This window comes from Glutamicibacter sp. B1 (assembly GCF_039602135.1).
GTDB lineage: Bacteria > Actinomycetota > Actinomycetes > Actinomycetales > Micrococcaceae > Glutamicibacter > Glutamicibacter ectropisis.
In genome coordinates, this window is the sequence record NZ_CP125942.1 from 2,681,540 (window position 1) to 2,705,192 (window position 23,653).

A 23,653-nucleotide genomic window follows, 5' to 3' on the forward strand; every position below is an offset into this window, starting at 1 on the left:
ATCAGAATGACAGGATCGCACTAATGTACGGTTCGCGGGCGATCAACTGTGCGGCGACGCGTTCACAGAATTCGAAAATTGGTCCCGCAAATACGGTCAAGGCAATACCAGCGACCACCAGTGACCCGGTCGCATAGCGCATACCCCATGGCAAAGATTCTGCTTCTAATTCTCGCGCCAATTTGAGACCTAAGCCAGGGTTCTGCGCACCACCAGCGGCAGTTTCAGCGGCCACTTGAGCGGCCTCGTGCACGAGTTCTGGATTTGGGGCCTCAGCATCGGCTGCACGGCGCCAGAAGATACGAGCCCACACACGAATGATCGCCAAGAGGGTCAACAAACTGGTCAGTAGCCCGGCTCCTACTGCCACCCAGGTCAGTGGGTCAGCATCCTGCACTGCCGCGTGAAGCAATCCGAACTTCCCCAAGAACCCTGAGAACGGTGGAATACCGCCCAAGTTGATGGCAGGAATGAAGAAGAGCAACGACAGGGCCGGGGAAAGCTTTGCCAGCGAGCCAAGCTTGGTGACATTTGAGCTTCCGGCACGACGTTCAATCAGACCGGCCACCATGAATAGCGAAGTCTGCACAATGATGTGGTGCCCCACGTAGTAGATGGTCGCGGCGATCGCTAGCGGTCCCCCAACAGCGACTCCAAAAATCAGGTAGCCAATGTGGCTGGTGAGGGTGAAGGACAACATACGTTTGAAGTCCGTCTGTGCCAGCGCACCGAGAATACCGATCACCATGGTCAGCGTAGCCACGACCAGTAGCCCGGCGTTGACCGCGCCGCCCGGGAAGAGCAAGGTTTCGGTACGCACAATCGCGTAAACACCCACCTTGGTCAACAACCCTGCGAACACTGCGGTCACCGGGGCCGGGGCCGTCGGGTAGGAGTCCGGAAGCCACAGGGACAGCGGGAACACGGCCGCTTTAATGCCGAAGGCAATTAGCAGCAGGACGTGCAGGATCAGTTGTGGCCCTTGGTCTAGATCGGGTAGCTTCACCGCAAGGTCAGCCATGTTCACCGTACCGGTGGCCGCGTAGGTCATTGCGATGGCCATCAGGAAGATCACCGAGGAAACCACCGACACCACCACGTAGGTGGTACCGGCGCGGATACGTTCAGCCGTTCCGCCCAGGGTCAGCAAGACGTAGCTGGCGGTGAGCAGGATTTCGAATCCGACATAGAGGTTGAAGAGGTCGGCTGCCAAGAAGGCGTTGGACACGCCAGCAAGAAGGATCAGGTAGGCCGGGTGGAACACCGACACCGGGCCTGGTTCATCGCCATCGGCCAACCCCTGGCTCGTGGCGAAGAACAACACGGCCAGCGAGACAAGGGTAGAAATCAGCAGCATGAACGCGCTGAACCCATCGACCATCAGGGCGATGCCGAATGGTGAATCCCAACCACCGATGTGGATGGCGTAGCTTTCGCCTCCCCAGACCGCTGCCAACATCCCAGCTTCGAGAACGAGAGTCAGGCACAGAATGCCGATCGTAATCAGGCGTTGTAAGAGCACTTGCCGACGGGCCAAGAACGCGGCGCCCGCACCAATAATGGGTAGGACTACTGCTAAGGGTGCTAGATCAAGAAAATTCACTCTTCCCCCTCGCGCACTGGGCGGCCTTCTTCGTCAACGAATTCGGTCGTATCCTCTGCCACTGGCGAGTCTTCCTCTTCGTCGTAGGCGGTCTTCTGCGAGACCTTAATATCTTCGGTGTCATCGGCTAGTTCATCGGCGCTGGTCAGCGTCCATGAACGATAAATCATGGCTAGCAAGAACGCAGTCACTGCGAAGGTGATGACGATGGCCGTGAGGATCAATGCCTGTGGCAACGGATCCGAATATTCCTCGGCAGCTAGCCCGGACTGGAAGAGCGGTGCCACACCACGACGTCCACCGCTAGTGAGAATCAGCAGATTAATTCCATTACCAAGCAGCATGATGCCCAAGAGCACACGGGTCAGGGTTCGTTCCAGCACCAGATAGAATCCGGCCGCCAACAGCACCCCGGTAATCACGAGAAAGGTGATGTTCACGCTCATCGTCCAACTCCTGTCTGTGATGCTTCGACAAAATCGTGGCGGTCAATTGGGCTACGTCCTTCAGAGAGGGCGTCGATCTCACTGCCCAGTGAGCGTAGGACGTCTTGGACCAGACCCAGAACCACCAGATATACGCCGATATCAAACACCGTGGAGGTGACAAACTTCTGATCACCAAAGAACCAAAATTCCATGGCGTACATGGTGAAAATTTCATCGCCAAGCAACAGCGGCACAATGCCAGCTAGGCCAGCGAGTGCAATGCCTCCACCGATTAGCATGCCCGGTGCAATGCGCATAGATTCTGAAAGTTCAATACGCCCACCTGCCAGATAACGAATGGTCAATGCCAGACCTGCGATCAGGCCTCCAGCAAAACCACCACCTGGGGTGTTGTGCCCGGCGAGCAACGTATACACCGAGAGCACGAGGACCGAGTGGAACATCAAACGAGTGACGACTTCAAAAATGATGGAACGTCGTTCAGCCACCAGGGTGCTACCGGCCATCAACCAATCTTGGTTGTCGCTGGAGGCAAAGCGTCGTGCAATACGCAGCGCCACTTCTTTGGATTCTTTGCCACCCATGGCTTCGGATCCCGAATCGATGCTGCCCGGAGCCACATCTTGAGCCCTTACTCGGCTGCCAAAGCTACGCCCGGCGAAGATCAGTGAGGCCACACCGGTGGCGGCAGCTGCCAGCACGGTGATTTCCCCGAAGGTATCCCACACACGCATATCTACCAAGGCCACGTTCACAATGTTCTTGCCATAGCCTTCGTAGTACGCCAGGTCAGGCCATGCCAGCGAAATGCTGGATTCTTGACGGGCTGCCATCATAGCGATAGCAATGTAAATGACCATCACGGCCAGGGCGATCGCCATCAGGGCACGACCCCACTTGATGCGTTTGATCCCACCCCATAAACGTTTGGGCAGTGCGCGCAGAGCCAGCACGAATGAAACCAACACGATGGTTTCTACCAGTAGCTGCGTGAGCGCCAAGTCTGGTGCCCCTTGCAACGCAAAAATTGCCACCATGCCGTAGCCGGTCACCGAAACCATGAGCACAGCCATGAAACGCTTTGGTGCGATGATGGCCACCACGGCTCCGGCAATGATGATGACGCCGATCAGGATCTGGGCCGGATGATCAGCAATAATCCAGTTTGATGGCCATGGAGTGGCAACGGTCAGGGCGATGCCCAGTGGGATCACCAAGACCACACCAAGGATCACGCCGAGGTAGAAGGACAAGGAACCTCGCTGGGTACGACCGGTAATCCAAATCGCGACCATGTCCAACACGTTCACCGACATACGGTAAATTTCTTCGGCCGAGATTGTCATGCGACGCAGTGGTGCGCCGGTATCGCTACGGCGGCGGATCCAGTAGAAGATCAAACCAAGGCTCACCGAAATTGCGCTAAGCCCCAGTGCAGGGTTCAGCCCTGCGAATGCCAGCAGGTGCATCTTCCCTGGACCGCCTTGTGCTGCGGACCAGTGAATCATCAGTGGTTCGACCAGCTGCGGGTAGAGGCCAAGGAATAGTGTCAGTGCTGAGAGCACCAGTAGTGGCGCCAAGAAGATCAGGGTCGGTGCCTTGCAGATCAGGGCCGGTACCGATTTCTTCTTCACGCCGAAAGCTCCGAAGAAGAAGCGCAGTGAGTAACCCATGGTCAAACCGGCGCCGAGCACGAGCCCGACAAGGGCAGCCCAGCCCCACGGAGTATCAAGATGAAGCGCTGATTCATACACCGCTTCTTTGGCTACGAAACCAAAGAGCAGTGGGACACCTGCCATGGAGGCAGCTGCGATACCGGCGGTGACGGTGAGGATCGGCATTGCTCGACGTAGTCCGCTGAGCTTTCGGATATCACGCGTACCGGTGTTGTGGTCAATGATGCCCACGCTGAGGAACAGGGTCGCTTTAAACAGACCGTGTGCCAGAGTCATGGCCAACGCGGCAAATGCGGCTTCGGGTGTGCCAAAGCCAAAGATCGCAATGATGAAGCCGAGCTGAGACACGGTTCCAAAAGCCAAAATCAGCTTGAGGTCATACTGCTTTAGCGCACGGAAGCCACCAATGATCATGGTCAGAATACCGATACCCACGGTCATTGGAGCCCACAAGTTGGTGTCCGCAAAGCCGGGAGCCATTCGGGCAATCAGGTAGACGCCGGCCTTCACCATCGCTGCGGCGTGCAGGTACGCGGACACTGGTGTCGGAGCGGCCATCGCGCCGGGAAGCCAGAAGTGGAAAGGCACCAAGGCCGACTTCGAAATCGCGCCCACGATAATCAAGGCAACAGCTACATCGGTGTAGGTTCCCAAGGAAACCAGCTGGTCCGCGGAGGCCATGATTTCAGAGAGCTGGTAGCTGCCTGCCGTCGCACCGATCATCAAGATCCCAGCGAGCATGACCAAACCACCTAGGGTGGTGATGATCAGTGCGTTCATGGCCGAACGTCGAGCGGTGATCAGCGCCTGATTGAAGCCAATCAGCAAGTAGGAAAGCACACTGGTGATTTCCCAGAAGATGAACATGATGATGACGTCATCGGCGGTGACCAGTCCGGTCATGGCACCGGCGAAGGCCACCATTTTGGCGGCGAAGCCACCGATTTGCGGGTCATCATTCTTGAAGTAGCGGGCGCAATAGAACAGCACTAGGGCGCCGACACCGAGAATCAGCAGCAAGATCGTTGCCGCGAGTGAGTCCATGCGGAAGTTCAACCCGATATTCAGACCGGGGATCCATTGAATGCTGATGGACGGTGGCGCGTTGGGTGCACCGTTAGCCAAGGAATTATCGGCGGCAAGGACTGTGGGAAGCTGAGTCAGCAACCAGATGAATCCCACTGCAGGGACGACCGCCACCACATAAAAGGCATTTCGTTTAAGCACCCGGAATAAGATTGGGCACAAAAAAGCGGTCACGAACAGCGCAGTGAGAATTACTAGCACGCGTCTCCTCTGTCGACTGGCGGTTGGGCAGAGTGCGATGACCACGAAAAATAGTCTGCACCTGCAATTTTATCAGCCAGAGGGGTATCGATTCCGTGGAATGTGTCGTTAGAGGAATATTTTCTATCGTTTCCGCGATCAGCTGATTTTGCACTGTTACACAGGAATGTCTAAATTCCGTGGGAGTTTCACTAACCGTTCTCTTGCAACAGGTACTATGCGACCATGTCAATCAATCAGCCGATGTCACCGCCGGTCAGCGATAAGTGGCTCAACAAGTACACCTGGGCCTGGGCAAGCTGGGACTGGGGTCAGGCGGCCATTAACGCCGTCATGATCACCTTCGTCTTCACCGTCTATCTCACCAGCGATCTCTTTGGCGATAAGGACCACGCCTCATTGGTGCTCTCTCAGGCACTGACCGTAGGTGGCCTAGCGATCGCCGTATTAGTGCCGGTGACCGGATTACGGGCTGATGCCGCAGGGCGACGGAAAATATGGATTGTCGTCAATACGCTCATCCTTGTTGCCGTGTGCGCGGCCTGTTTCTTCGTTTACCCAAGCGAACAGTACCTATGGTTCGGCGCCATTCTCATCGCCTTGATGTCAGTGGTCAGTGAATTCGCTGGCGTGAACTACAACGCCGTGCTCAATCAGATCTCCACCAAAGCCACCGTCGGAAAGGTTTCTGGCTTTGGATGGGGCATGGGATATGTTGGCGGAATCCTTGCCCTGGCACTGGTGCTCTTCGGCTTTGTTGAGCCGATCGTTCAGTGGCCCGGTGCGTCCACCGAAAATTCCCTGAACCTACGATTGATTGCACTTTTCTCGGCCGCCTGGTGCTTGGTCTTTGCCCTGCCACTGTTTTTCATCATCCCTGAATCAGCTGCATCCAGCGCGGTGAAGATCCCACTTAAAGATTCATACAAGGTACTGTTCACCACCATCAAGAACCTGTGGCGCAGCGACCGAAATCTGCTGTTCTTCCTCTGCTCATCAGCGGTGTTCCGCGATGGCTTGGCAGCCATCTTCACTTTCGGCGGCGTCATCGCAGCCGGAACCTTTGGCTTCGCAGCCTCTGATGTCATTATTTTTGCGATCGTCGGCAACCTGGTGGCTGCCCTCGGAGCAGTTCTCGGTGGACGACTCGATGACATATTGGGCCCAAAGATGGTCATCTGCGGTTCACTGATCGGTCTCTTGGTAGCCGGCACTGGCGTCTTCTTCTCCCCCGGAGCCAGCGGGTTCTGGATCTTCGGATTGCTCCTGTGCCTCTTCGTAGGGCCAGCCCAGGCAGCATCGCGCTCGTATCTGGCACGCTTGATCCCTGAAGGTCGAGAGGGTGAGCTCTTTGGACTTTATGCCACCACGGGCCGAGCCGTCTCATTCCTGGCTCCCGGACTATTCGGCCTGGCCATTGCCTTGGCTACCCCGCTGGTCGCTACCGGCAGTGCTCAACGTTATGGCATCTTGGGCATTCTCGTCGTCCTAGCGCTTGGCCTACTACTATTGCTGCCTATTCGATCACCACGAGAATCTAACGCTTAGGCTGCTGTTCGGATTGTGCAGTTATGCAGAATGGATCGGCCCCTGCGGGCCGATCCATTCTCGCGTTTAGTTCGCGATAGTTGTTCGATGGAAGTTCAGGTGACTGCGTGATGCTGTCGGCCCTCGCTGTCCTTGGTAGCGATTACCATAGGGTCCGGAACCGTAGGGGTGTTCGGTGGCCGAGGTGAGCTTGAAGAAGCACAGTTGGCCAATCTTCGATCCTGGCCATAGCTTGATGGGCAAGGTCGCCATATTGGAAAGTTCCAAGGTCACGTGACCCGAGAATCCGGGATCGATGAACCCGGCGGTGGAGTGGGTGAGCAGTCCGAGGCGGCCCAATGAGCTCTTACCTTCCAGACGTGCAGCTACGGAGTGTCCCAGGGTCACGACTTCATAGGTGGAGCCCAAGACAAATTCTCCGGGGTGGAGAATAAACGGTTCATCCGGGTCTACCTCGACCAGACGGGTTAGCTCATCTTGCTCCACCGATGGATCGATATGCGCATATTTGTGGTTGTCGAACAACCGGAAGAACCGGTCAATACGAACGTCCACGGATGCGGGCTGGACCATATTCGGGTCATAGGGCTCAAGCCCAATCTCACCGGACGCTATTTCTCGACGAATGTCACCATCTGAATACAACACGCCTTCAAATTTATCGTGAGAATGCCCAATCGTTGAACTCTTCGAGCAAATATGTAGGTTTTCTTATCAACGGGCCGATCGCTGATTAGCGAAAAGTCATGTTTTGTTCACTGAGGCAGTGACGGATTTCCCATTACTTCCCCAGAAATTCCAGCTATCGTTAACGTGGGGTTAGTGCCCCATCATCACTTCACGACACGAGGGTTAATAACATCATGCGTCTAGCCTCCGCGCTGACCGGCACCGTACTTGCTTCGGCCCTGTTGCTCTCTGCTGCTCCGGCATCTTTGGCTGCTCCTGCCGAAGACTTACCTGCCGTTGAAAGCGCTCAGCTTTCCGACGCTTCAAGCATGCTGGCCCTTATTAACCCAACCACCAAGCTCTCGCCTGAAGATTACACCCCAACAAAATTAGTCAGTGTTGGCGGTACCGGACTGACTTTGCGCGCAGAAGCTGCACAAGCAGTCGAAGACCTGATCGCTGATGCTCGCGCCGCTGGGCATTCCATTAAGTTGCTCAGTGCGTACCGTTCCTATGAACGACAGGCAGCACTTTTTAATCAGTACCAGTCCAAGTACGGAACAGCCTACGCGGAACGTATTTCCGCCCGCCCAGGTACCAGCGAACACCAACTGGGACTAGCGGCAGACTTGGGATACACCAACAGTAGGGCCGAGTTGAAGGAAGAGTTCGGCCAAACGCCTGCCGGTATTTGGATTGCGAAACACGCCAGTGACTACGGGCTGATCATCCGTTACCCACAGGGTAAGGAAGAGATCACCGGTTACAAATATGAGCCATGGCATGTGCGCTACATTGGCAAAGAACATGCCAAGGCCTTAGCCGAATCTGGTGCGGAAACCTACGAAGAGTATTTCCAGATGCTCAGCAAGTCACTCGAAGAACCTAAAGCCGAAGCATCCACTGTAGCCAAGGAAGAGGAATCTGATTCTTCGGATAAGTCGGAGAAAGAGTCAGCAAAGGATTCCGAAGAAGTCGGGCACGGCGTAGTGAAGGAAGACGACCTTCTGGTTCTACGATTCCTGCCACCCTACCGTGACTGGGGTTTCGGCTTCACCGAATAAAGTGCTTCGCCTAGAAAAAGGCGGCAATGCATAAGAACACCGCGGTTGGAATCAACGACGCCACCAGCGCAATGAACCAGTGCCAAAACTTACCGCTGGCTTTCTGGCAGGACCCGGCGCGTTTCCTTCGATAAACAAGGTTCACGTTGGAGAGCACCCAAATAATCGTGCCGATGGCTAAAGGTGGGCCCAGCACAACTTGAACCGGCAAAATTGAGTGTGTCTCATACAGATCACGTACTGTTCTACCCCATGTGGTCATCGGGTCCCGGAGCACCATCAGGCTAAGCATCCAGTAGTAAATAATTCCAGGGATGCCAAGCAGCACATTCACGACCAGCAGTCGTCTCACAGCTCTACCCTTCATCCCATTGATGCTTCCAGCGCGTTCGAAGCAACCTAAATTCTACCGAACCCATAGAAGAGAATGCCTCTGCTATCCCCTATTTAGCCCTGTGCATCGGCTAAGAATCGCCAAAGGGCTGCCAGCAGTATAAAAACTACTGACAGCCCTGAGAGCAACGAAAATTACTTCGCGCGAACCGGAATGCCGGTAAAGGTTGGCTTCAGAGTTTCAGCGAAGAAGTCCTCACCCTTGTCATCAACCACGATGAAGGCTGGGAAGTCCTCAACCTCAATCTTCCAGATTGCTTCCATGCCCAATTCCTCATACTCGAGGATTTCGACCTTCTTAATGCAATCCTGAGCCAGTCGTGCTGCTGGGCCGCCGATGGAACCTAGGTAGAAACCACCATGGGTGTTACATGCATCGGTGACCTGCTTGGAACGGTTGCCCTTGGCCAGCATGACCATCGAACCGCCAGCCGCCTGGAACTGATCTACATATGAATCCATGCGACCTGCAGTGGTTGGACCGAAGGATCCCGAAGGCATTCCTTCCGGAGTCTTTGCAGGACCTGCATAGTAGACCGGGTGGTCCTTGAGGTACTGTGGCATCTCTTCGCCAGCGTCCAGACGTTCCTTGATCTTCGCGTGCGCGATATCGCGGGCCACCACCAGCGGACCGGTCAGCGACAGACGCGTCTTGACTGGGAACTTGGTCAGTTCAGCCAGGATCTCGTCCATTGGCTTATTCAGATCGATCTTCACCACGGAGCTGCCACCGGTACCGGTGACGCCATCGGTTTCATCGCCGTGAGCAGCAATGGCTGGGTGGTTTTCATCTGGCATGAAACGTGCTGGATCAGTTTCCAGCTGCTCCACGAACAGGCCCTCTTCGGTGATCTTGGCCAGCATCTGGCGGTCAGCCGAGCAAGACACTGCGATGGCCACTGGCATCGAAGCACCGTGGCGAGGCAAACGAACCACGCGAACGTCGTGGCAGAAGTACTTGCCACCAAACTGTGCACCAATGCCGAAGTGGCGGGTCAGTTCCAGAACCTTTTCTTCCAGCTCGGTATCGCGGAAGCCACGGCCGGTCATCGCGCCTTCGGTAGGTAGCGAGTCCAGGTACTTGGCCGAACCATACTTGGCGGTCTTCAGCGCCATTTCGGCACTGGTACCACCGATAACGATGGACAGGTGGTACGGAGGGCAAGCAGCGGTGCCCAAGGAACGCAGCTTCTCGTCGAGGAACTTCAACATGGCATTCTCGTTGAGAATAGCCTTGGTTTCCTGGTACAGGAAGGACTTGTTGGCCGAGCCACCGCCCTTAGCCATGAACAAGAACTTGTAGCTGGTATCAGCACCGTCCTTGGTGTTGGCGTACAGATCGATCTGTGCTGGGAGGTTGTTGCCGGTGGCCTTCTCTTCCCAGGTGGTGATTGGCGCCAGCTGCGAGTAACGCAGGTTCAGCTTGGTGTAGGCGTTGTAGATACCGCGCGATAGCGAAATCTCATCCTGCTCTTCGGACAGCACGCGCTGTCCGCGCTTACCCATCACAATTGCGGTACCGGTGTCCTGGCACATCGGCAGGATGCCACCAGCGGCAATGTTGGCGTTCTTCAGTAGGTCAAGTGCCACGAACTTATCGTTCGGGCTGGCTTCCTCATCGTCGAGGATGTTGCGTAGCTGCTGCAGGTGGGCCGGACGCAGATAGTGCGAAATGTCGTGCAGTGCGGTTTCGGCCAGCTGCTCCAATGCCTCTGGCGCGACCTTCAGGAAGTTTTTCCCATCCGGACCGGCGACGACCTCGACGCCTTCGGAGGAAATTTTGCGGTACGGGGTAGTATCTTCGCCAATTGGCAGAAGATCCTCATAACGGAATTCAGGCATGCTCAGTCCTTGATTCAATCGTGGGTGCTCATCTCTCATTTTAGGCCTTGACCCCGAATTTCCCGCATTCGCCGTTTGCACCTGAGCCTTTATCGCGACATGCTGTAGTACATGAGCACCGAGAACACGCCTGCGCCACGCGATGGTCAAGATCCGGAACAAACTCCAGATGCGATCATCGAAACACCCATGGATCAGTACCGTGCCAAGCCAAAAACGCACTTCGAAATGATGCTGCAGGCTGGGCTGAACAAACCAGAGCTCTCCGGCTCCGTGATTGGTGCCTTCATGAGCGCCGAGGTGTACTTCCTCTCCCGCGAAGAAGTCACCGGAGAGAATAAAAACGCTCAGCCGATGATGCTGACCAATCCCACCGGTGAAGCCGTGGTGGCACTGTTCACCACTCTTGAACGCATTCCATCGAGTTATATCGATCAGGCCCCGTATGGGGTTAAGGTGCAGGGTGCCACTGTGGTGCGGGCACTGGAGAACACCGGATTTGTTGTGAATCCGGGCGATGAACTGAGCTTTGAGGTTCCAGCTGACGGCGTAGCCATCTTGCAACAGCAGATCCTAAATCAGCAATCTGAAGATCAATCGTAACTTTCGCCACGATTACTCGCGCCGTTTACCGACGGGTCATATTCGTGGGATATGCTGTTTCTTGCCCGAGCCGTCAATAGGCCGCTCGGAGCACCTGCGGGCGTAGCTCAATGGTAGAGCGCTAGCTTCCCAAGCTCGATACGCGGGTTCGATTCCCGTCGCCCGCTCGCATTGACGTCGGGGTACCACCAGGTGCCCCGACGTTTTCGTTTTCTCAGGTCACTACGAAGGAGCACGATGACAGGTGTCCTCGAAGGCTTCTCCATCATCTGGGTGGTCATTGCAGTTGGTTATCTGGTGGGACGTACCGGGGTGTTGGGCGAGCAAGGTCGCCATGTCCTGAGTCGAGTGACCTTCTTCGTCGCTTCGCCTGCCCTACTCTTTACGACCCTGGCAGAGTCAGATCCTGTTGCAGTATTGGGACCACTGTTGTGGGTGGCTGCGATATCAGCGGCCCTGACCGCGGTGATCTACTACCTGGTCACCACTCGCTGGCTGAAGCGATCAGCTTCGGAACGAATCATCGCCGCGATGTCTGCTTCTACAGTGAACTCAGCGAATCTTGGCCTGCCCATCGCCCTCTACGTGCTCGGTGACGCTTCATTTGCAGCACCCATTATCTTGTTCCAGTTAGCGTTATATCAGCCGATCAATCTGGCAATGCTTGACGCTACTACCTCGCGCCACCGCACCACCCCACTGGCGTTGTTGCTAGCGACGGTGAAAAATCCAATGATTATTGGCTCAATGCTCGGGCTTGTTGTGGCGTTGACCGGGTTCAAGTTGCCTTCCATTGTGCTTGAACCCATTGATCTGATTGCTGGGGCGTCCATTCCGTGCATGCTCATGGCCTTCGGTATCTCATTGGTTGGTTCCAAACCCTTGGAGAAGAAATCGGCACGACGCGCTGATGTGCTCATCGGTAGCGCAGCCAAACTCGTGATCCATCCGGCGCTAGCTTGGGTATTTGCTTATCTAGTGTTCGGACTACGTGGCGAAATGCTGGTGGCTTCGGTCATCATGGCTGGCCTGCCAACAGCCCAAAATATCTTCGTGACGGCCTCTCGTTATAACCATGGGGTCATCGTGGCCAAAGATACGGTGCTGATCACCACCATCTGCGCTATACCTCTCATGATGGTGCTGGCTCTCATCTTGGGAATTTAGTGTAACTTTTGACCGTCGGAATAAGCGGGTGTCTCTAGACTGTTGCTAGGAGTAGAGCACAATCAACCCCCTTTGAGTGAGGTCATCATGAAGCGCACCATTCCTTTGTTGGCTACCGCCGCAGTTCTTGCCCTGTCCCTGAGCGCCTGCGGTTCTTCCGGTGGCTCCACCGAGTCATCCACTTCTGAACAGAGCGGTTCGGCTCTGCAAAAGGTGAAGGACGCCGGTGTTTTGACCGTTGGCACCGAGGGAACCTACCGCCCGTTCTCCTACCACGAAGGTAGCGATCTGACCGGTTACGACGTTGATGTGATCAAGGCCGTCGGTGAAAAGATGGGCGTTGAGGTCAAGTTCCAGGAAACTCAGTGGGATGCAATTTTTGCGGGTCTTGATGCCGGACGCTTCGACGTGATCGCCAACCAGGTAGCCATCAACCCAGAGCGTGAAAAGAAGTATCTCTTCTCCGAGCCATACACCGTTTCTGAGGGCGTCGTGGTGACCAAGAGCGATAACACGGACATCACTTCCTTCGACTCCCTTAAGGGCAAAAAGACCGCGCAGTCACTGACCAGTAGCTTCTACGAAGCGGCCAAGGCTGCCGGAGCGACCATCGAACCAGTAGAAGGCTGGGCCCAGTCAGTCACCTTGCTCAAGCAGGGTCGTGTGGATGCCACGGTTAATGACAAGCTGACCTTCTTGGATTCCCAGAAGACTAACCCCGATGACAGCATCAAGATTGCCGCTGAATCCGCGGACAAGAGCGAATCAGCAGTGACGATGCGCCAGGGCTCCGAGGATCTGCAGAAAGCGATCGATGATGCCTTGGATCAGCTGCGCTCTGACGGCGAACTAGCCACGATCTCCGAAAAGTACTTCGGCGAAGACGTCAGCAAATAGCCGACACTTTCCCTAGTGAAACAGTAGACTGGCTCCACACGTACCCAGCGTGGGGCCAGTCTCGTTTGTCTCGAAGGTAGCTCATGGATTCGAATTGGCAGTTATTTATCGATTCGCTCTGGCCCTTGGCCAAGGGTGCAATCACCGCAACTATTCCCCTAGCGCTGATCAGTTTTGCCCTTGGGCTGGCGATCGCCTTGGTCATAGCTTTGATGCGGATCAGCAAGAACCCGGTGCTCTCGGGCATTGCCCGCGTCTACATTTCGATTATTCGCGGCACTCCCCTGTTGGTGCAGTTATTCGTCATCTTTTATGGCATGCCCTCATTGGGGATCACCATTGATCCTTTGCCCAGTGCAATCATCGCCTTCAGCCTGAATATCGGTGGCTACGCGGCCGAAATTATTCGTGCTGCAATCCTCTCCGTTCCTGCAGGGCAGTGGGAAGCGGGTTACACCCTAGGCATGTCGCGCACGCGCAGCCTCTACCGGCTGATTCTCCCGCAGGCCACCCGCGTGGCGATCCCACCACTGTCTAATTCCTTCATCTCACTGGTGAAGGACACCTCACTTGCTTCGACCATTCTGGTCACCGAAATGTTCCGCAAGGCCCAGGAAATCACGGCATCAACCTATGAGTTCATGCTGTTGTACTGTGAAGCGGCCGCAATCTACTGGGTGATCTGTCTGTTGCTCTCCGCCCTGCAAAATTCTGTTGAAGGAAGGCTGGAAAAGTATGTCGCAAAATAGCTCAACCTTGCTCAGCGTCACCGGCCTACACAAGGCATTTGGTGAGAACCAAGTTCTCAAGGGCATTGATTTTACTGTCCACTCCGGTGAAGTTGTTGCGCTCATCGGCCCTTCGGGTTCAGGCAAAACGACCGCATTGCGGTGCTTGAACGGACTCGAAATCGCTGACGTGGGAACCGTCGCTTTCCACGGTGGACCGCAGGTGAACTTCGATGCCAAGACCAAAACCAAACAGGCGCAGATTCTCCGGGAACGTTCGGCGATGGTCTTCCAGGGCCACCATCTTTTCCCGCATCTTACGGTGCTACAAAATGTCACCATCGGACCTATCGAGGTGCAGAAACGCCCTAAGAATCAGGTTCTCGAAGAAGCCCGCAAGCTCTTAGACCGAGTTGGTCTGGGAGCGAAGGCTGACGCCTACCCGAATTCGCTCTCCGGTGGTCAACAGCAACGCGTGGGAATTGTTCGTGCCCTGATGCAGCAACCGGATTTGCTGCTCTTTGATGAACCCACCAGCGCGCTTGATCCCGAACTCGTCGGTGAGGTGCTCAGCGTGATCAAGGAACTCGCCCAAGAGGGCTGGTCCATGGTGCTGGTAACGCACGAGTTAGCCTTCGCCAGAGACGTGGCCGACACGGTCGTTTTTATGGACGGCGGTGTCGTCGTGGAATCTGGGGCAGCGGACCAAGTTTTGTCGACCCCAACAAATCCTCGTACCCAAGCTTTCGTTCAACGTCTTTTGCACCCGTTCTAGAAAGCATAGAGTACTGCTATGACCCAGGATACAAATGCATTGCTGACCAGCCTCGTCGAAGGCTACAACTTTTCTACGGACGGCCTTGATCTCGGTGTAGCCCTGATTGATGGTAAGCCAGAGCCAACCGCACCGATCCGGTTGCCACTGAAGATGCTCAACCGTCACGGTCTGGTGGCCGGTGCCACCGGTACAGGTAAGACTGTGACCCTACAGCTGATGGCAGAACAACTGAGCAAGGCCGGGGTCCCGGTCTTCTTAGCAGACGTTAAAGGCGACCTCTCAGGTCTAGCTCAGGCCGCCGAAGGCTCGGAAAAGCTCACGGCTCGTTTAGCTGAAATGGGCAAGGAATTCTCGCCTCGCGCCAACCCTGTCGAGTTCCTTTCCTTGGGTGAAGGAACTCATGGAACCCCGGTGCGTGCCAGCGTTGATGCCTTCGGCCCGATCCTGTTGGCTCGTGTCCTGGAACTGAATGAAACGCAGGAAGAATGCTTGCAGCTGATCTTCCACTACGCAGACTCTAATAAACTCCCACTTGATGATCTGAGCGATGTAAAGTCCGTCATCAGCTTCCTAGTCAGTGATGCTGGTGCCGAAGCGCTGAAGAATCTTGGCGGTGTTTCTGCCTCCACCGCGTCGGTGATCTTGCGTGGCATTACGATCATGCAGACCCAGGGGTTGGATCAGTTCTTTGGACAGCCGGAGTTTGATACCGCCGACTTCTTGCAGGTTCGCGAAGACGGTAGCGGCGTCATCAACGTCTTGGAACTGCCCTCAGTGAATAAACAGCCCATGCTGTTTTCGACGTTCCTCATGTGGCTCTTGGCAGACCTCTTTGAAGACTTGCCCGAAGCCGGCGACCTGGACAAGCCGAAGCTGGTGTTCTTCCTTGACGAAGCGCACCTGCTCTTCAAGGACGCTACCAAGGCCTTCACCGATGCCATTATCAATACGGTGCGTTTGATTCGTTCCAAGGGTGTGGGGTTGTTCTTCATCACCCAGTCCCCTACCGATCTGCCCGATGAAGTACTCGGCCAGCTGGGTAACCGTATTCAGCATGCGGTGCGCGTGTTCACCGCCAAGGATCAAAGTGCGCTGAAGAAGATCATCAAGACCTTCCCGGAAAATGGTGTTGATTTGCAAGAGGCCCTCACCCAGGCGGGTGTTGGCGAGGCAGTGATCACGGTGCTTAGTGAAAAGGGGGCCCCGACCCCGGTAGCTTGGACCAAGATGTCTTCGCCAGGATCGGTCATCGGGCCGGCCTCGGCTGAAGTAGTGGATACCAATTTGAAGGCTTCCCCTTTGGCCTCGCGCTATGCCACCGCCGTAGACCGTGAGTCCGCTCGTGAGATGCTCGAAGCTAAGGCACAGGGTGCGGTGCCAGAAACCGCTCCAGAACCTCAGGCACCAGTCGAAGCTCCACCAGCTCCGGCACCTCGACAGCAGCGCGCGCCAAAGGCCGAACCAAATCCCATGATGGACATGGCCATGGATGCTGCATCAATGATCGGGCGCGAACTGCTGCGAGGCATGTTTGGCAACCGAAAGCGTCGCCGTCGTTAGTAAGATCCGCCGTTTTTTACCTGCCAGTTAGAGTCTGGAGCCCGAAACCAGATAGCCTAGCTACTGATGAAAACTCCTAACTCCACGCCGATCACCGCCACCCGCTTGGCCCTTCGTTGGACCCTTGCTGCGGTGGCGGTGCTCGTTCTGGCTGTTGCCGGCGTGATTATCGCTAATCGCACCCTGTTTTCCCCTTCACACGAGGTCAAGCTCCTGCAGCGTTACCTCGCCGATGGTGAAGGGGCCAAAGCCTTGGGTCTAATGAAAGCGCAGGTCCCTGAGGGTGACGCGGTGGCCCTGAACGGTGAAGTGCTCAAACGCACGCAGTCCGGCATTACTGATTTCAGCGTTGATAAGCCCCAGGAAGTGGAGCGTGACAGTGAACTGCGCACCGTCACCGCTCATTACAAGGCCACGGGCGTGGAGCAACAGTCCACCTACACCCTGCGTCATGCAGGCAAGTCGTGGCTGTTTTTTGATCAGTGGGAGTTTGAACCTTCCACCCTGCCCAGTGTGAAGATCAAGGCGAACACGGTTAATGAGGTAGCCGTGAACGAGCAAAAGATCCCGCTGGTGGCCGGGGTCAGTTCCCTGCCGGTGTTCTATCCTTCGGTGCTCGATGCAAGTTTTAGCACCAAGAACTTTTCCGCGGATACTCGTGGCGTCGTGGTGACAAAGCCTGCGAAAGATCCAGTAGAGATTTCGTTGAAAACCCAGCCGACCAAGGCCTTCGTTGCTGCCATCAACACCCAGGTCAAAAAATATCTTGACGGATGCGCCAGCCAGCAGGTCCTCATGCCTTCGGGCTGCCCGTTCGCCTACAACACCTCGGCCAGGGTCGATTCCTCCACGATCAAATGGAACATTAACAACTATCCGACGATCGATGTCAGCTACTACAACGGCGCGTGGGTACTCTCACCGCTGAAGACCACCGCTACGCTGACGCTCACCGAGCAAGACCTACGCACCGGTGCCAAGGAAAAGAAAACCGTCAAGGACACCTACTCCTTCACCGCTGACCTGACGACCAGCACCACCGAAGTCTCAGTGGTTCCAGTGGCTGGTGGCGAACAGGTCGCACAGTAACGCTCGATCTTAGCGACCGAGCATTTCGCGGAATTGGTAGCGTAGTGGCACCGCATTGGTCTTAAATTTTTGCCATAAGAACAGTGCTAGCAAACTGGCCAGCAGTGACAGCACCGCGCCGATGGACACGGCCATCTGCGTACCAAAAAGCTCAGCGAACCAGCCCACCAGTGGCGAACCGATCGGTGTACCTCCCTGTACCACCATCAAATACAGGGCCAATACCCGGGCTCGATACTGCCCTGGCACTGACATCTGCACCATAGTGTTGCAGCTGTTAAGGAAGGTCAGCGCGCCCAATCCGACCGGGATGAGCATGAGCGCAAAGAGCAGGTAATTGGGCATCCACGCACTAGCCAAAGCAGCGATGCCAAAGAACACGCCTCCGCCAATAAGGAAACGCCAGCGCGGGGCCGAACGTCGTGCCGCCAGTAGTGCCCCGGCAAATGTTCCCACCGCCATGATGCTGCCCAAAATGCCGTACTCGCCCGCGCCCACGCCATACACTTCGGTGGCCATCAGCGCGTTGGTGAGCTGGAAGTTCAGCCCGAAGGTGCCAATGATGAAGGCGAGGAAGAAGATTAGGAGCAGGTCCTTGCGGCCTTTAACGTAGCTCAGCCCCTCGCGGACCTGTCCCTTGGCCCGGACCACCGGTGTGGTGGGGTGTAGCGCATCCTTGCGCATGAACACCAGCGAGATGATCACCGCGAGGAAGGAGGCACCGTTGAGTAAAAATGCCAGTCCGGTGCCGACCAGTGCGATCACTGCCCCGGCAATACCGGGGCCAGCGAGGCGGGCCAAGTTGAAGTTGGCGCTGTTCAACGCCACCGCGTTAGCCAGGTGAGATTTGGGGACGACCTCGGAAACGAAGGCCTGACGGGCCGGAGCGTCAAAGGAGGCCCCCACGCCGAGTAATCCTGCCAGGACATACACGTGCCACAGCTGGGCCGAGTCGGTGACCACCAGTACGCCGAGGATCAGTGCGCACAAGCCCATGAAGCTTTGGGTCACCATCAGCAGGTGGCGTTTATTGCATCGGTCGGCGATCAGTCCCGCATAGGGTGCCAGGACAAGAACCGGTAAGAATTGTAGGCCGGTGGTGATGCCGGTGGCGACAGCGTCGTGGTCGGTGAGTTCGGTCAGTACCAGCCAGTCTTGAGCAACCCTTTGCATCCAGGTGCCGATATTTGAGACCAAAGCACCGATGATCCACAACCGGTAGTTGGGAATTTCCAATGCCCGGAACATTTTCGCTGCCATAAACTCTCGCCGGATCCCTCCGGTGCCTCCCGCATTCCAGTCTAATGCGACACAGCGGGGAATGCTGAGGTTTCCTCTGCATTCCCCGCTGTGAGGTTCACACCGGTGTGCGTTGCTTAGTTCACGCCACGAAGGTCAAGCAATAGTTCGCTCTCGCCCTCGGCATCCAGTACTACCGGAATACCCCAGTCCTGCTGGTACAGGTGGCAGGCCGCATGATCTGGGATCTCGCCACCTGGCTCACCATCACAGGCTGCGGCACGAGCAGTAATGTGCAGTACGCCGTCGGCCACCTCGGGGTTCAGCTTGAGGGTTCGAGTCAGACCAACCGAGGTTCCACCGCCGTCCAAAAGCAGTTCTTCTGGGCTGGAAGAAATCTTCAGCTGGGTTGGGTCGCCCCAACGGTCATCGAGCTTCTGCCCCTTCGGAGCGGCAAAACGCACGACAATCTCGTGGTTGCCAGCCTGCACGCGGGTCTTGGGGCGTTGGGTCTGGCTGGCGCCCTCATCAACGACCAAAGCCTCGGCAGGGATCGGGATACGCACCAGCTGGTGGGTGTTGGTTTCCACCACCAGCAGTACCGGATCACCGTCAACGGAAGTATCCACCAGCACGTCGGCTGGCTCCTTGAGCCCCTTGGCCAAGGTGGTCACGGTCTTGGTGGCCGGATCAAAGCGGCGCACTGCCCCGTTGTAGGAGTCGGCGACCGCCACCGAATGATCGGGCAATACTGCCACACCCAGTGGGTGCTGCAGGCGGGCCTGCTCGGCCTGGCCATCACGGAATCCGAAGTCGAACAGGCCGGTACCGATCGCGGTATTCACGCTGATCGCTTCACCCTCGGCGACCTCGATCCAGCGCAGCGCGCTGGTCTCCGAATCGGCGATCCAGATGTTCTCGCCATCTAAGGCCAGGCCCGAAGACTGAGCGAACCAGGCTTCCTCTGGCTTGCCATCGTTCAGGCCTTCCAGTCCGGTGCCGGCAAAGACCGACACGGCGCTGGTACGTGGATCGAAAGCAAAAATCTGGTGGGTTCCAGCCATCGCAACGATGACCTTGCCCGATGGGTGGTAGAGCACATCCCATGGCGAGGAGAGCGAAATGTTGGTGGCGTCGGTGCCCAGCTGGGTTGGCTGAACTTCCTGACGGGCATTCTCGGTATCCAGCAGGCGCTGCACCCCGTTGCCGGCTAGGGTGCCTACCGCACCGGTGCTCAGGTTCACCGAACGCAGTCGGTGGTTCACGGTATCGGCGACGATCACGTCGTAGCCCACCTCGGTGGCCAGTTCGGCTGGCAGAGCGGTCAGGCCCTGCAGCTCGTTAAACTGTGCGCTGTCAGCGTCCCCGTCGGCGTAACCTTTGGTGCCCGTACCGATGGTGCGGATAACCTCGAAGTTTGCATCCAGTTCCACCAGGCGGTGGTGGCCGGAATCGCCCACCAAGAAGTTGCCGTTCTCCAAGGCGATGGCCTTGCCCGGGAAGCGCAGGTCACCTTCGCGAGCTTCAGGAGCAACGTAGGGTCCGTCGCCACGGTGCAAGGTGCCCTTGGCTTCGTGCTCGGCGATCAGTTCTTCCACCAGCGAGCCTAGTCCCTGGGCGTGGCCCTCACCGGAGAGGTGCGCCACGATGTAGCCTTCAGGGTCCAGGACCACCAGGGTTGGCCAGGCGCGGGCGCCGTAGGCCTGCCAGGTGACCAGCTCTGGGTCATCGAGGACCGGGTGATGGATTTCATAGCGTTCCACGGCTGCGGCCAAGGCATCTGGGTCTGCTTCGTGTTCAAATTTTGGCGAGTGCACACCCACGGTGACCAGCACGTCCGAGTACTGCTCCTCCAAGGGGCGCAGTTCATCGAGTACGTGCAGGCAGTTGATGCAGCAGAAGGTCCAGAAGTCCAGGAGCACGATCTTACCGCGCAGGGCTTCAAGGTCCAGCTGTTTACCGCCGGTATTCAGCCAGTTACGCCCCAGCAATTCGCTGGCGCGTACCTTGTAATTGGCGCGGACGGATTCTGTTGCGCTCATTCTCATCCTTTCGCAGTTGCCGTGGTACGGCAGGTAGACCTTTATTATCGGCCACGGTGTGGTGCTGTCCTAAACGGTGTTAAGGAACATTGAGGTGCAACCTCGCTGACGTGGCTTCTATTCCGCAAGGTATTCCGACGGGTATTCGGTTAGGGCAGTTGCGAGATGGCCGCGTTCATCACGTTCGTGGCCACCTCGTTAAACTTTGTATCCGAGAGTTCGGTGGCAGACACGAAGGAAACCATCACCGCATACTCGCTGGTCTTTTTGATCAGCACCAACGAATTCTGCGCATAGTCCCCGTTCCGGCTGTAGTACAGGGAGGAATCCGCAGCCTCAACCTTAGGGTCGGAGAACTTCAGGGTTTCGGTGTAGTCCATGCCGTTGAGCTTGACCGACTGACACTTATCCAAGATCGTGGCCACATTCGCATTGTGCGCTTCTAAAGCAGACTCTCCGTCATCCCCGAGCTTCGCGACCTCCACCGAACCGGTGATCGTTTGGTTCTCATTGGTGAAATCCGTGCGGGCCGATTCGGTGCCCATTTGCACCGGTGACCAGTTCAGGTCATTAATCGGGGTCGAACACTGGGCAGGCAACACCACAATGTCCTTGAGCGTATCGGTGGGCGCGGTGGCCAAGGCTTCAAGGTCCTTGCCCTGAATTTTGGCGCTGCTCGGGAAACCTAATTGGGCGGCGATGACCGCACCGGCGGTGGTGGCCACCTGCGCCGTGGTCATCTCCTGCGAAGTTTCGCTCGGGCTGGGGCTAGCAGTACCTTGGGCTGCTATCTTATGGGTTTCGTCGTCCGGCATTTCTGCCTGGGTTGATGAGCAGGCGCTGAGCGCCAGCACGGTGCATAGGGCCAGCGGTAGGGCAGCCATGAGTGGTTTAGGCATTCGGGTTCCTCTTATCGGCCTGCTTATAGCGGGCGAACATCGCGTTATAGGCTTCCAGCTCGGCATCGTTATCACGATCGGCCTGCCGGTCATAGCGTTTGGTGTCCTTCTTGTCCTGCTTCAACCAGGAGATCACCACAAAGATGGCCAGTACTAGGGTGGGCACTTCACCAATGGCCCACATCGCCCCGGCACCCACCACCTGATCCTCCAGCGCGGTGCCACCCCAGGTGCGACCCATATTGCCGAAGTAGTCCGGGGCCAGCAGGGTTTCGGTGCTCATCAGCGCCACACCGAAGAAGGCGTGGAAGGCCACGGTGGCCAGCAGGACCACCAGACGCATCGGGTACGGGTAACGCTTAGGCACCGGATCGGCATCCACCAAAGACAGTGCAAAGAGGTAACCGGTGAGCAAGAAGTGCAGGTTCATCAGCTCGTGGCCTGCGTGGTAGCGCATCGCTGGTTCCAGGATCGGGGTGAAGTAGAAGACCACAATCGACCCGGCAAAGTTCACAGCCGCAAAAATCGGGTGCGTGATGACCTTGGAATAGCGCGAGTGGACGATGAACAGGATCCATTCGCGTGGCCCACGGGTATTATCGGTGCGTGCCGGCAACACCTGCAATAACAGGGTGATCGGGGTGCCCAGTACCAAGAAGATCGGCACGATCATGGTCAAGGACATGTGGTCGACCATGTGGGTGGAGAACTGGATCTTGCCATATACCGCCACGCCACCACTGGTCACATAGAACAGTGCGAATAGGCCTACCACCCAGCTGATCAGGCGCAGCACGCTGGGCTTATCCCCGCGGCGGGCCAGGGTGATAAACGCCCAGAGGTAGGCGGTCAGCCCGAACAGGCACACGGCCACCCAGATCCAGTCAAACCGCCAGGTGGTCAGCCAGCTGCTGGCATCTGGTGCAGGAGGCAGGTCGTACCCGGTGAGCAGTCTAGCCGGTGTGGTTTGTGCCGGGGCTTCATCACTGGTTGGTGGTGCGGTCCGAGCGAGCACGGTCGCCACGGACATCACCGAGGCCATCAAAATGACTTCGCCGAGCACGATCTGCCAGGCGGCCCGCAAAGCACTATACTGACCGGCCAACAGCTTGGGAATCACAAAGCGGCGGTGGCACAATCCCAGTACGCCCAAGGCCAGGGTGATGACCAGTTTAACAATCACCAGGGTGCCATAGGGGGTCAGCCACTGTTCCCAGCTGGTGATACGGATGATCGCCGAGGCGAACCCGGAACCAATCATCAAAAACACCACAAAGGCGGCCAGCGCCGAATAGCGTTTCAGGACCACCCCGGCGAGCACCTGTCCGCGCGTCTTCCCCGGAGCTTCACCGGTCAGGGTCGGGGCGAGCAGGGCCAACACGATGATGCCACCAAACCAGAGGACCACGGCCAGCAGGTGTAATCCGATGGAGTTCACCGCAGCGAAGTGGTCATCGCCTCCGGCAGCGTGGCCAATGAAGGCCAGGGGCAGGATGCCAAAGAGCGAGAAGAACGCGGTGGCGCCCACCCCGGTTTTTGAACGCACCGCCAGGGCGAGCGAACTGACCACGGCCGCGATCACTACCATCCAGGCCCAGGCTCGGCCGGTGGTGATCGAAAGAATGTAGTCGAGGATCGCAGCGGAATACTGCGCATCCAGGTTGATAGGCAGGCCGGCCAGGTCCCAGAAGGTCAATATCATCACGCAAGCCGCGGACAGCGTCCACAGCACGGCAGCCCCGGCAGCGATATTCATCGCACGGGTAAAGGCCGGATGATCGGCACCTTGGACATCGCGGGTGCTCTTGGTGCTGCGCGGAAGGATCGCGGCAGCAAAAACTAGCGCAGCAATGGCTACGGACATGGCACTATGGTGGATCGCTCGAGCGATCGGCAGGGACCAACGCACAAAGGCACCCGGGTCGGCCAATTCGGCCGGGCGGGCAATGCCGGTGAACATCACCGCAGCCAGGAAGACGACCGCCGAGGCGAGCACTCCAGGCAGGATGAAGCGGGTGACTGAAACCGTGCGCTGTGCTGTATCCATATCCTTCTTATCATCTCATTTTTGCCCCGGCCCGTCAGGCTGGGAAGGGCCGAAGCCACCCCGCTACAGTGCA

19 protein-coding genes and 1 tRNA gene are annotated in these 23,653 nt (G+C 56.9%); 10 read left to right on the forward strand and 10 right to left on the reverse strand.

The window, feature by feature from the left end:
• Position 1: 1 nt before the first annotated feature.
• From QMQ05_RS12600 to QMQ05_RS12610, 3 genes are read right to left on the reverse strand one after another with little or no spacing between them, the layout of a single operon-like run.
• Positions 2-1,603, reverse strand: coding sequence for a Na+/H+ antiporter subunit D (locus QMQ05_RS12600; protein ID WP_345470497.1), 1,602 nt, complete (start codon positions 1,601-1,603; stop codon positions 2-4).
• Positions 1,600-2,049, reverse strand: coding sequence for a Na(+)/H(+) antiporter subunit C (locus QMQ05_RS12605; RefSeq protein WP_022874324.1), 450 nt, complete (start codon positions 2,047-2,049; stop codon positions 1,600-1,602). Before QMQ05_RS12605 ends, QMQ05_RS12600 begins: the two co-directional genes overlap by 4 nt.
• On the reverse strand, positions 2,046-5,015 hold the full coding sequence (locus tag QMQ05_RS12610) for a Na+/H+ antiporter subunit A (RefSeq protein WP_345470500.1): 2,970 nt from the start codon (positions 5,013-5,015) through the stop codon (positions 2,046-2,048). The genes QMQ05_RS12605 and QMQ05_RS12610 overlap by 4 nt, the downstream gene beginning before the upstream one ends.
• A gap of 243 nt (positions 5,016-5,258) precedes the next feature.
• On the opposite strand from QMQ05_RS12610, the gene QMQ05_RS12615 reads away from it, so the two are divergent.
• Positions 5,259-6,563, forward strand: coding sequence for an MFS transporter (locus QMQ05_RS12615; RefSeq protein WP_345474743.1), 1,305 nt, complete (start codon positions 5,259-5,261; stop codon positions 6,561-6,563).
• Positions 6,564-6,629: 66 nt separating this feature from the next.
• Here the strand turns inward: QMQ05_RS12615 and dcd are convergent, their stop codons facing one another.
• A complete protein-coding gene (dcd, locus tag QMQ05_RS12620; protein ID WP_345470502.1) occupies positions 6,630-7,211 on the reverse strand; it encodes a dCTP deaminase in 582 nt (193 codons plus the stop codon).
• 215 nt (positions 7,212-7,426) lie between these two features.
• Between dcd and QMQ05_RS12625 the strand changes: the two genes are divergently transcribed.
• Complete coding sequence (locus tag QMQ05_RS12625) at positions 7,427-8,296, forward strand: M15 family metallopeptidase (RefSeq protein WP_345470504.1); 870 nt, start codon at positions 7,427-7,429, stop codon at positions 8,294-8,296.
• A gap of 10 nt (positions 8,297-8,306) precedes the next feature.
• On the opposite strand, the gene QMQ05_RS12630 is transcribed toward QMQ05_RS12625, so the two are convergent.
• Positions 8,307-8,648 (reverse strand): hypothetical protein, encoded by a 342-nt coding sequence (locus tag QMQ05_RS12630; RefSeq protein ID WP_345470506.1) that lies wholly within the window; start codon positions 8,646-8,648, stop codon positions 8,307-8,309.
• Between the two features lie 176 nt (positions 8,649-8,824).
• On the reverse strand, positions 8,825-10,531 hold the full coding sequence (locus tag QMQ05_RS12635) for a fumarate hydratase (protein WP_058256714.1): 1,707 nt from the start codon (positions 10,529-10,531) through the stop codon (positions 8,825-8,827).
• Between the two features lie 111 nt (positions 10,532-10,642).
• Here QMQ05_RS12635 and QMQ05_RS12640 point away from each other — a divergent pair, with 111 nt between their 5' ends.
• The 8 genes from QMQ05_RS12640 to QMQ05_RS12675 all read left to right on the forward strand — a co-directional run bounded on the left by QMQ05_RS12640 (position 10,643) and on the right by QMQ05_RS12675 (position 17,353).
• Positions 10,643-11,134 carry an SseB family protein gene (locus QMQ05_RS12640; RefSeq protein WP_058256715.1) on the forward strand — a complete coding sequence of 164 codons (492 nt, stop codon included), beginning with the start codon at positions 10,643-10,645 and terminating at the stop codon, positions 11,132-11,134.
• 96 nt (positions 11,135-11,230) lie between these two features.
• Positions 11,231-11,301: transfer RNA gene (locus QMQ05_RS12645), tRNA-Gly, on the forward strand.
• A gap of 70 nt (positions 11,302-11,371) precedes the next feature.
• Positions 11,372-12,301 (forward strand): AEC family transporter, encoded by a 930-nt coding sequence (locus QMQ05_RS12650; protein WP_345470509.1) that lies wholly within the window; start codon positions 11,372-11,374, stop codon positions 12,299-12,301.
• 87 nt (positions 12,302-12,388) lie between these two features.
• Positions 12,389-13,198: an amino acid ABC transporter substrate-binding protein gene (locus QMQ05_RS12655; RefSeq protein WP_176715427.1), complete on the forward strand. Its 810-nt coding sequence runs from the start codon at positions 12,389-12,391 to the stop codon at positions 13,196-13,198.
• Between the two features lie 83 nt (positions 13,199-13,281).
• Positions 13,282-13,947: an amino acid ABC transporter permease gene (locus QMQ05_RS12660; protein ID WP_345470512.1), complete on the forward strand. Its 666-nt coding sequence runs from the start codon at positions 13,282-13,284 to the stop codon at positions 13,945-13,947.
• Positions 13,934-14,701 carry an amino acid ABC transporter ATP-binding protein gene (locus QMQ05_RS12665; protein ID WP_345470514.1) on the forward strand — a complete coding sequence of 256 codons (768 nt, stop codon included), beginning with the start codon at positions 13,934-13,936 and terminating at the stop codon, positions 14,699-14,701. The genes QMQ05_RS12660 and QMQ05_RS12665 overlap by 14 nt, the downstream gene beginning before the upstream one ends.
• Before the next feature lie 18 nt (positions 14,702-14,719).
• Positions 14,720-16,264: a helicase HerA-like domain-containing protein gene (locus tag QMQ05_RS12670; RefSeq protein ID WP_345470516.1), complete on the forward strand. Its 1,545-nt coding sequence runs from the start codon at positions 14,720-14,722 to the stop codon at positions 16,262-16,264.
• A 66-nt stretch (positions 16,265-16,330) separates the two neighbouring features.
• Entirely contained in the window at positions 16,331-17,353 is a 1,023-nt protein-coding gene (locus QMQ05_RS12675) for a hypothetical protein (protein WP_345470518.1), read from the forward strand.
• 9 nt (positions 17,354-17,362) lie between these two features.
• Here the strand turns inward: QMQ05_RS12675 and QMQ05_RS12680 are convergent, their stop codons facing one another.
• From QMQ05_RS12680 to QMQ05_RS12695, 4 genes are all read right to left on the reverse strand, one after another.
• On the reverse strand, positions 17,363-18,613 hold the full coding sequence (locus QMQ05_RS12680) for an MFS transporter (protein WP_345470520.1): 1,251 nt from the start codon (positions 18,611-18,613) through the stop codon (positions 17,363-17,365).
• A gap of 116 nt (positions 18,614-18,729) precedes the next feature.
• Positions 18,730-20,634: an NHL domain-containing thioredoxin family protein gene (locus QMQ05_RS12685; protein WP_345470521.1), complete on the reverse strand. Its 1,905-nt coding sequence runs from the start codon at positions 20,632-20,634 to the stop codon at positions 18,730-18,732.
• Between the two features lie 149 nt (positions 20,635-20,783).
• Complete coding sequence (locus QMQ05_RS12690) at positions 20,784-21,533, reverse strand: hypothetical protein (RefSeq protein WP_345470522.1); 750 nt, start codon at positions 21,531-21,533, stop codon at positions 20,784-20,786.
• Positions 21,526-23,580 (reverse strand): cytochrome c oxidase assembly protein, encoded by a 2,055-nt coding sequence (locus tag QMQ05_RS12695; RefSeq protein WP_345470524.1) that lies wholly within the window; start codon positions 23,578-23,580, stop codon positions 21,526-21,528. The genes QMQ05_RS12690 and QMQ05_RS12695 overlap by 8 nt, the downstream gene beginning before the upstream one ends.
• Between the last annotated feature and the right edge of the window lie 73 nt (positions 23,581-23,653).

What these genes read in the sequence shown, in the direction of transcription:
- QMQ05_RS12605 (WP_022874324.1), bottom strand. Translation starts at nt 2,049, where the DNA reads ATGAGCGTGAACATCACCTTTCTCGTGATTACCGGGGTGCTGTTGGCG.
- QMQ05_RS12615 (WP_345474743.1), top strand. Translation starts at nt 5,259, where the DNA reads ATGTCACCGCCGGTCAGCGATAAGTGGCTCAACAAGTACACCTGGGCC.
- QMQ05_RS12625 (WP_345470504.1), top strand. Translation starts at nt 7,427, where the DNA reads ATGCGTCTAGCCTCCGCGCTGACCGGCACCGTACTTGCTTCGGCCCTG.
- QMQ05_RS12635 (WP_058256714.1), bottom strand. Translation starts at nt 10,531, where the DNA reads ATGCCTGAATTCCGTTATGAGGATCTTCTGCCAATTGGCGAAGATACT.
- QMQ05_RS12640 (WP_058256715.1), top strand. Translation starts at nt 10,643, where the DNA reads ATGAGCACCGAGAACACGCCTGCGCCACGCGATGGTCAAGATCCGGAA.
- QMQ05_RS12650 (WP_345470509.1), top strand. Translation starts at nt 11,372, where the DNA reads ATGACAGGTGTCCTCGAAGGCTTCTCCATCATCTGGGTGGTCATTGCA.
- QMQ05_RS12655 (WP_176715427.1), top strand. Translation starts at nt 12,389, where the DNA reads ATGAAGCGCACCATTCCTTTGTTGGCTACCGCCGCAGTTCTTGCCCTG.
- QMQ05_RS12660 (WP_345470512.1), top strand. Translation starts at nt 13,282, where the DNA reads ATGGATTCGAATTGGCAGTTATTTATCGATTCGCTCTGGCCCTTGGCC.
- QMQ05_RS12665 (WP_345470514.1), top strand. Translation starts at nt 13,934, where the DNA reads ATGTCGCAAAATAGCTCAACCTTGCTCAGCGTCACCGGCCTACACAAG.
- QMQ05_RS12670 (WP_345470516.1), top strand. Translation starts at nt 14,720, where the DNA reads ATGACCCAGGATACAAATGCATTGCTGACCAGCCTCGTCGAAGGCTAC.
- QMQ05_RS12675 (WP_345470518.1), top strand. Translation starts at nt 16,331, where the DNA reads ATGAAAACTCCTAACTCCACGCCGATCACCGCCACCCGCTTGGCCCTT.
- QMQ05_RS12680 (WP_345470520.1), bottom strand. Translation starts at nt 18,613, where the DNA reads ATGGCAGCGAAAATGTTCCGGGCATTGGAAATTCCCAACTACCGGTTG.
- QMQ05_RS12685 (WP_345470521.1), bottom strand. Translation starts at nt 20,634, where the DNA reads ATGAGCGCAACAGAATCCGTCCGCGCCAATTACAAGGTACGCGCCAGC.
- QMQ05_RS12690 (WP_345470522.1), bottom strand. Translation starts at nt 21,533, where the DNA reads ATGCCTAAACCACTCATGGCTGCCCTACCGCTGGCCCTATGCACCGTG.
- QMQ05_RS12695 (WP_345470524.1), bottom strand. Translation starts at nt 23,580, where the DNA reads ATGGATACAGCACAGCGCACGGTTTCAGTCACCCGCTTCATCCTGCCT.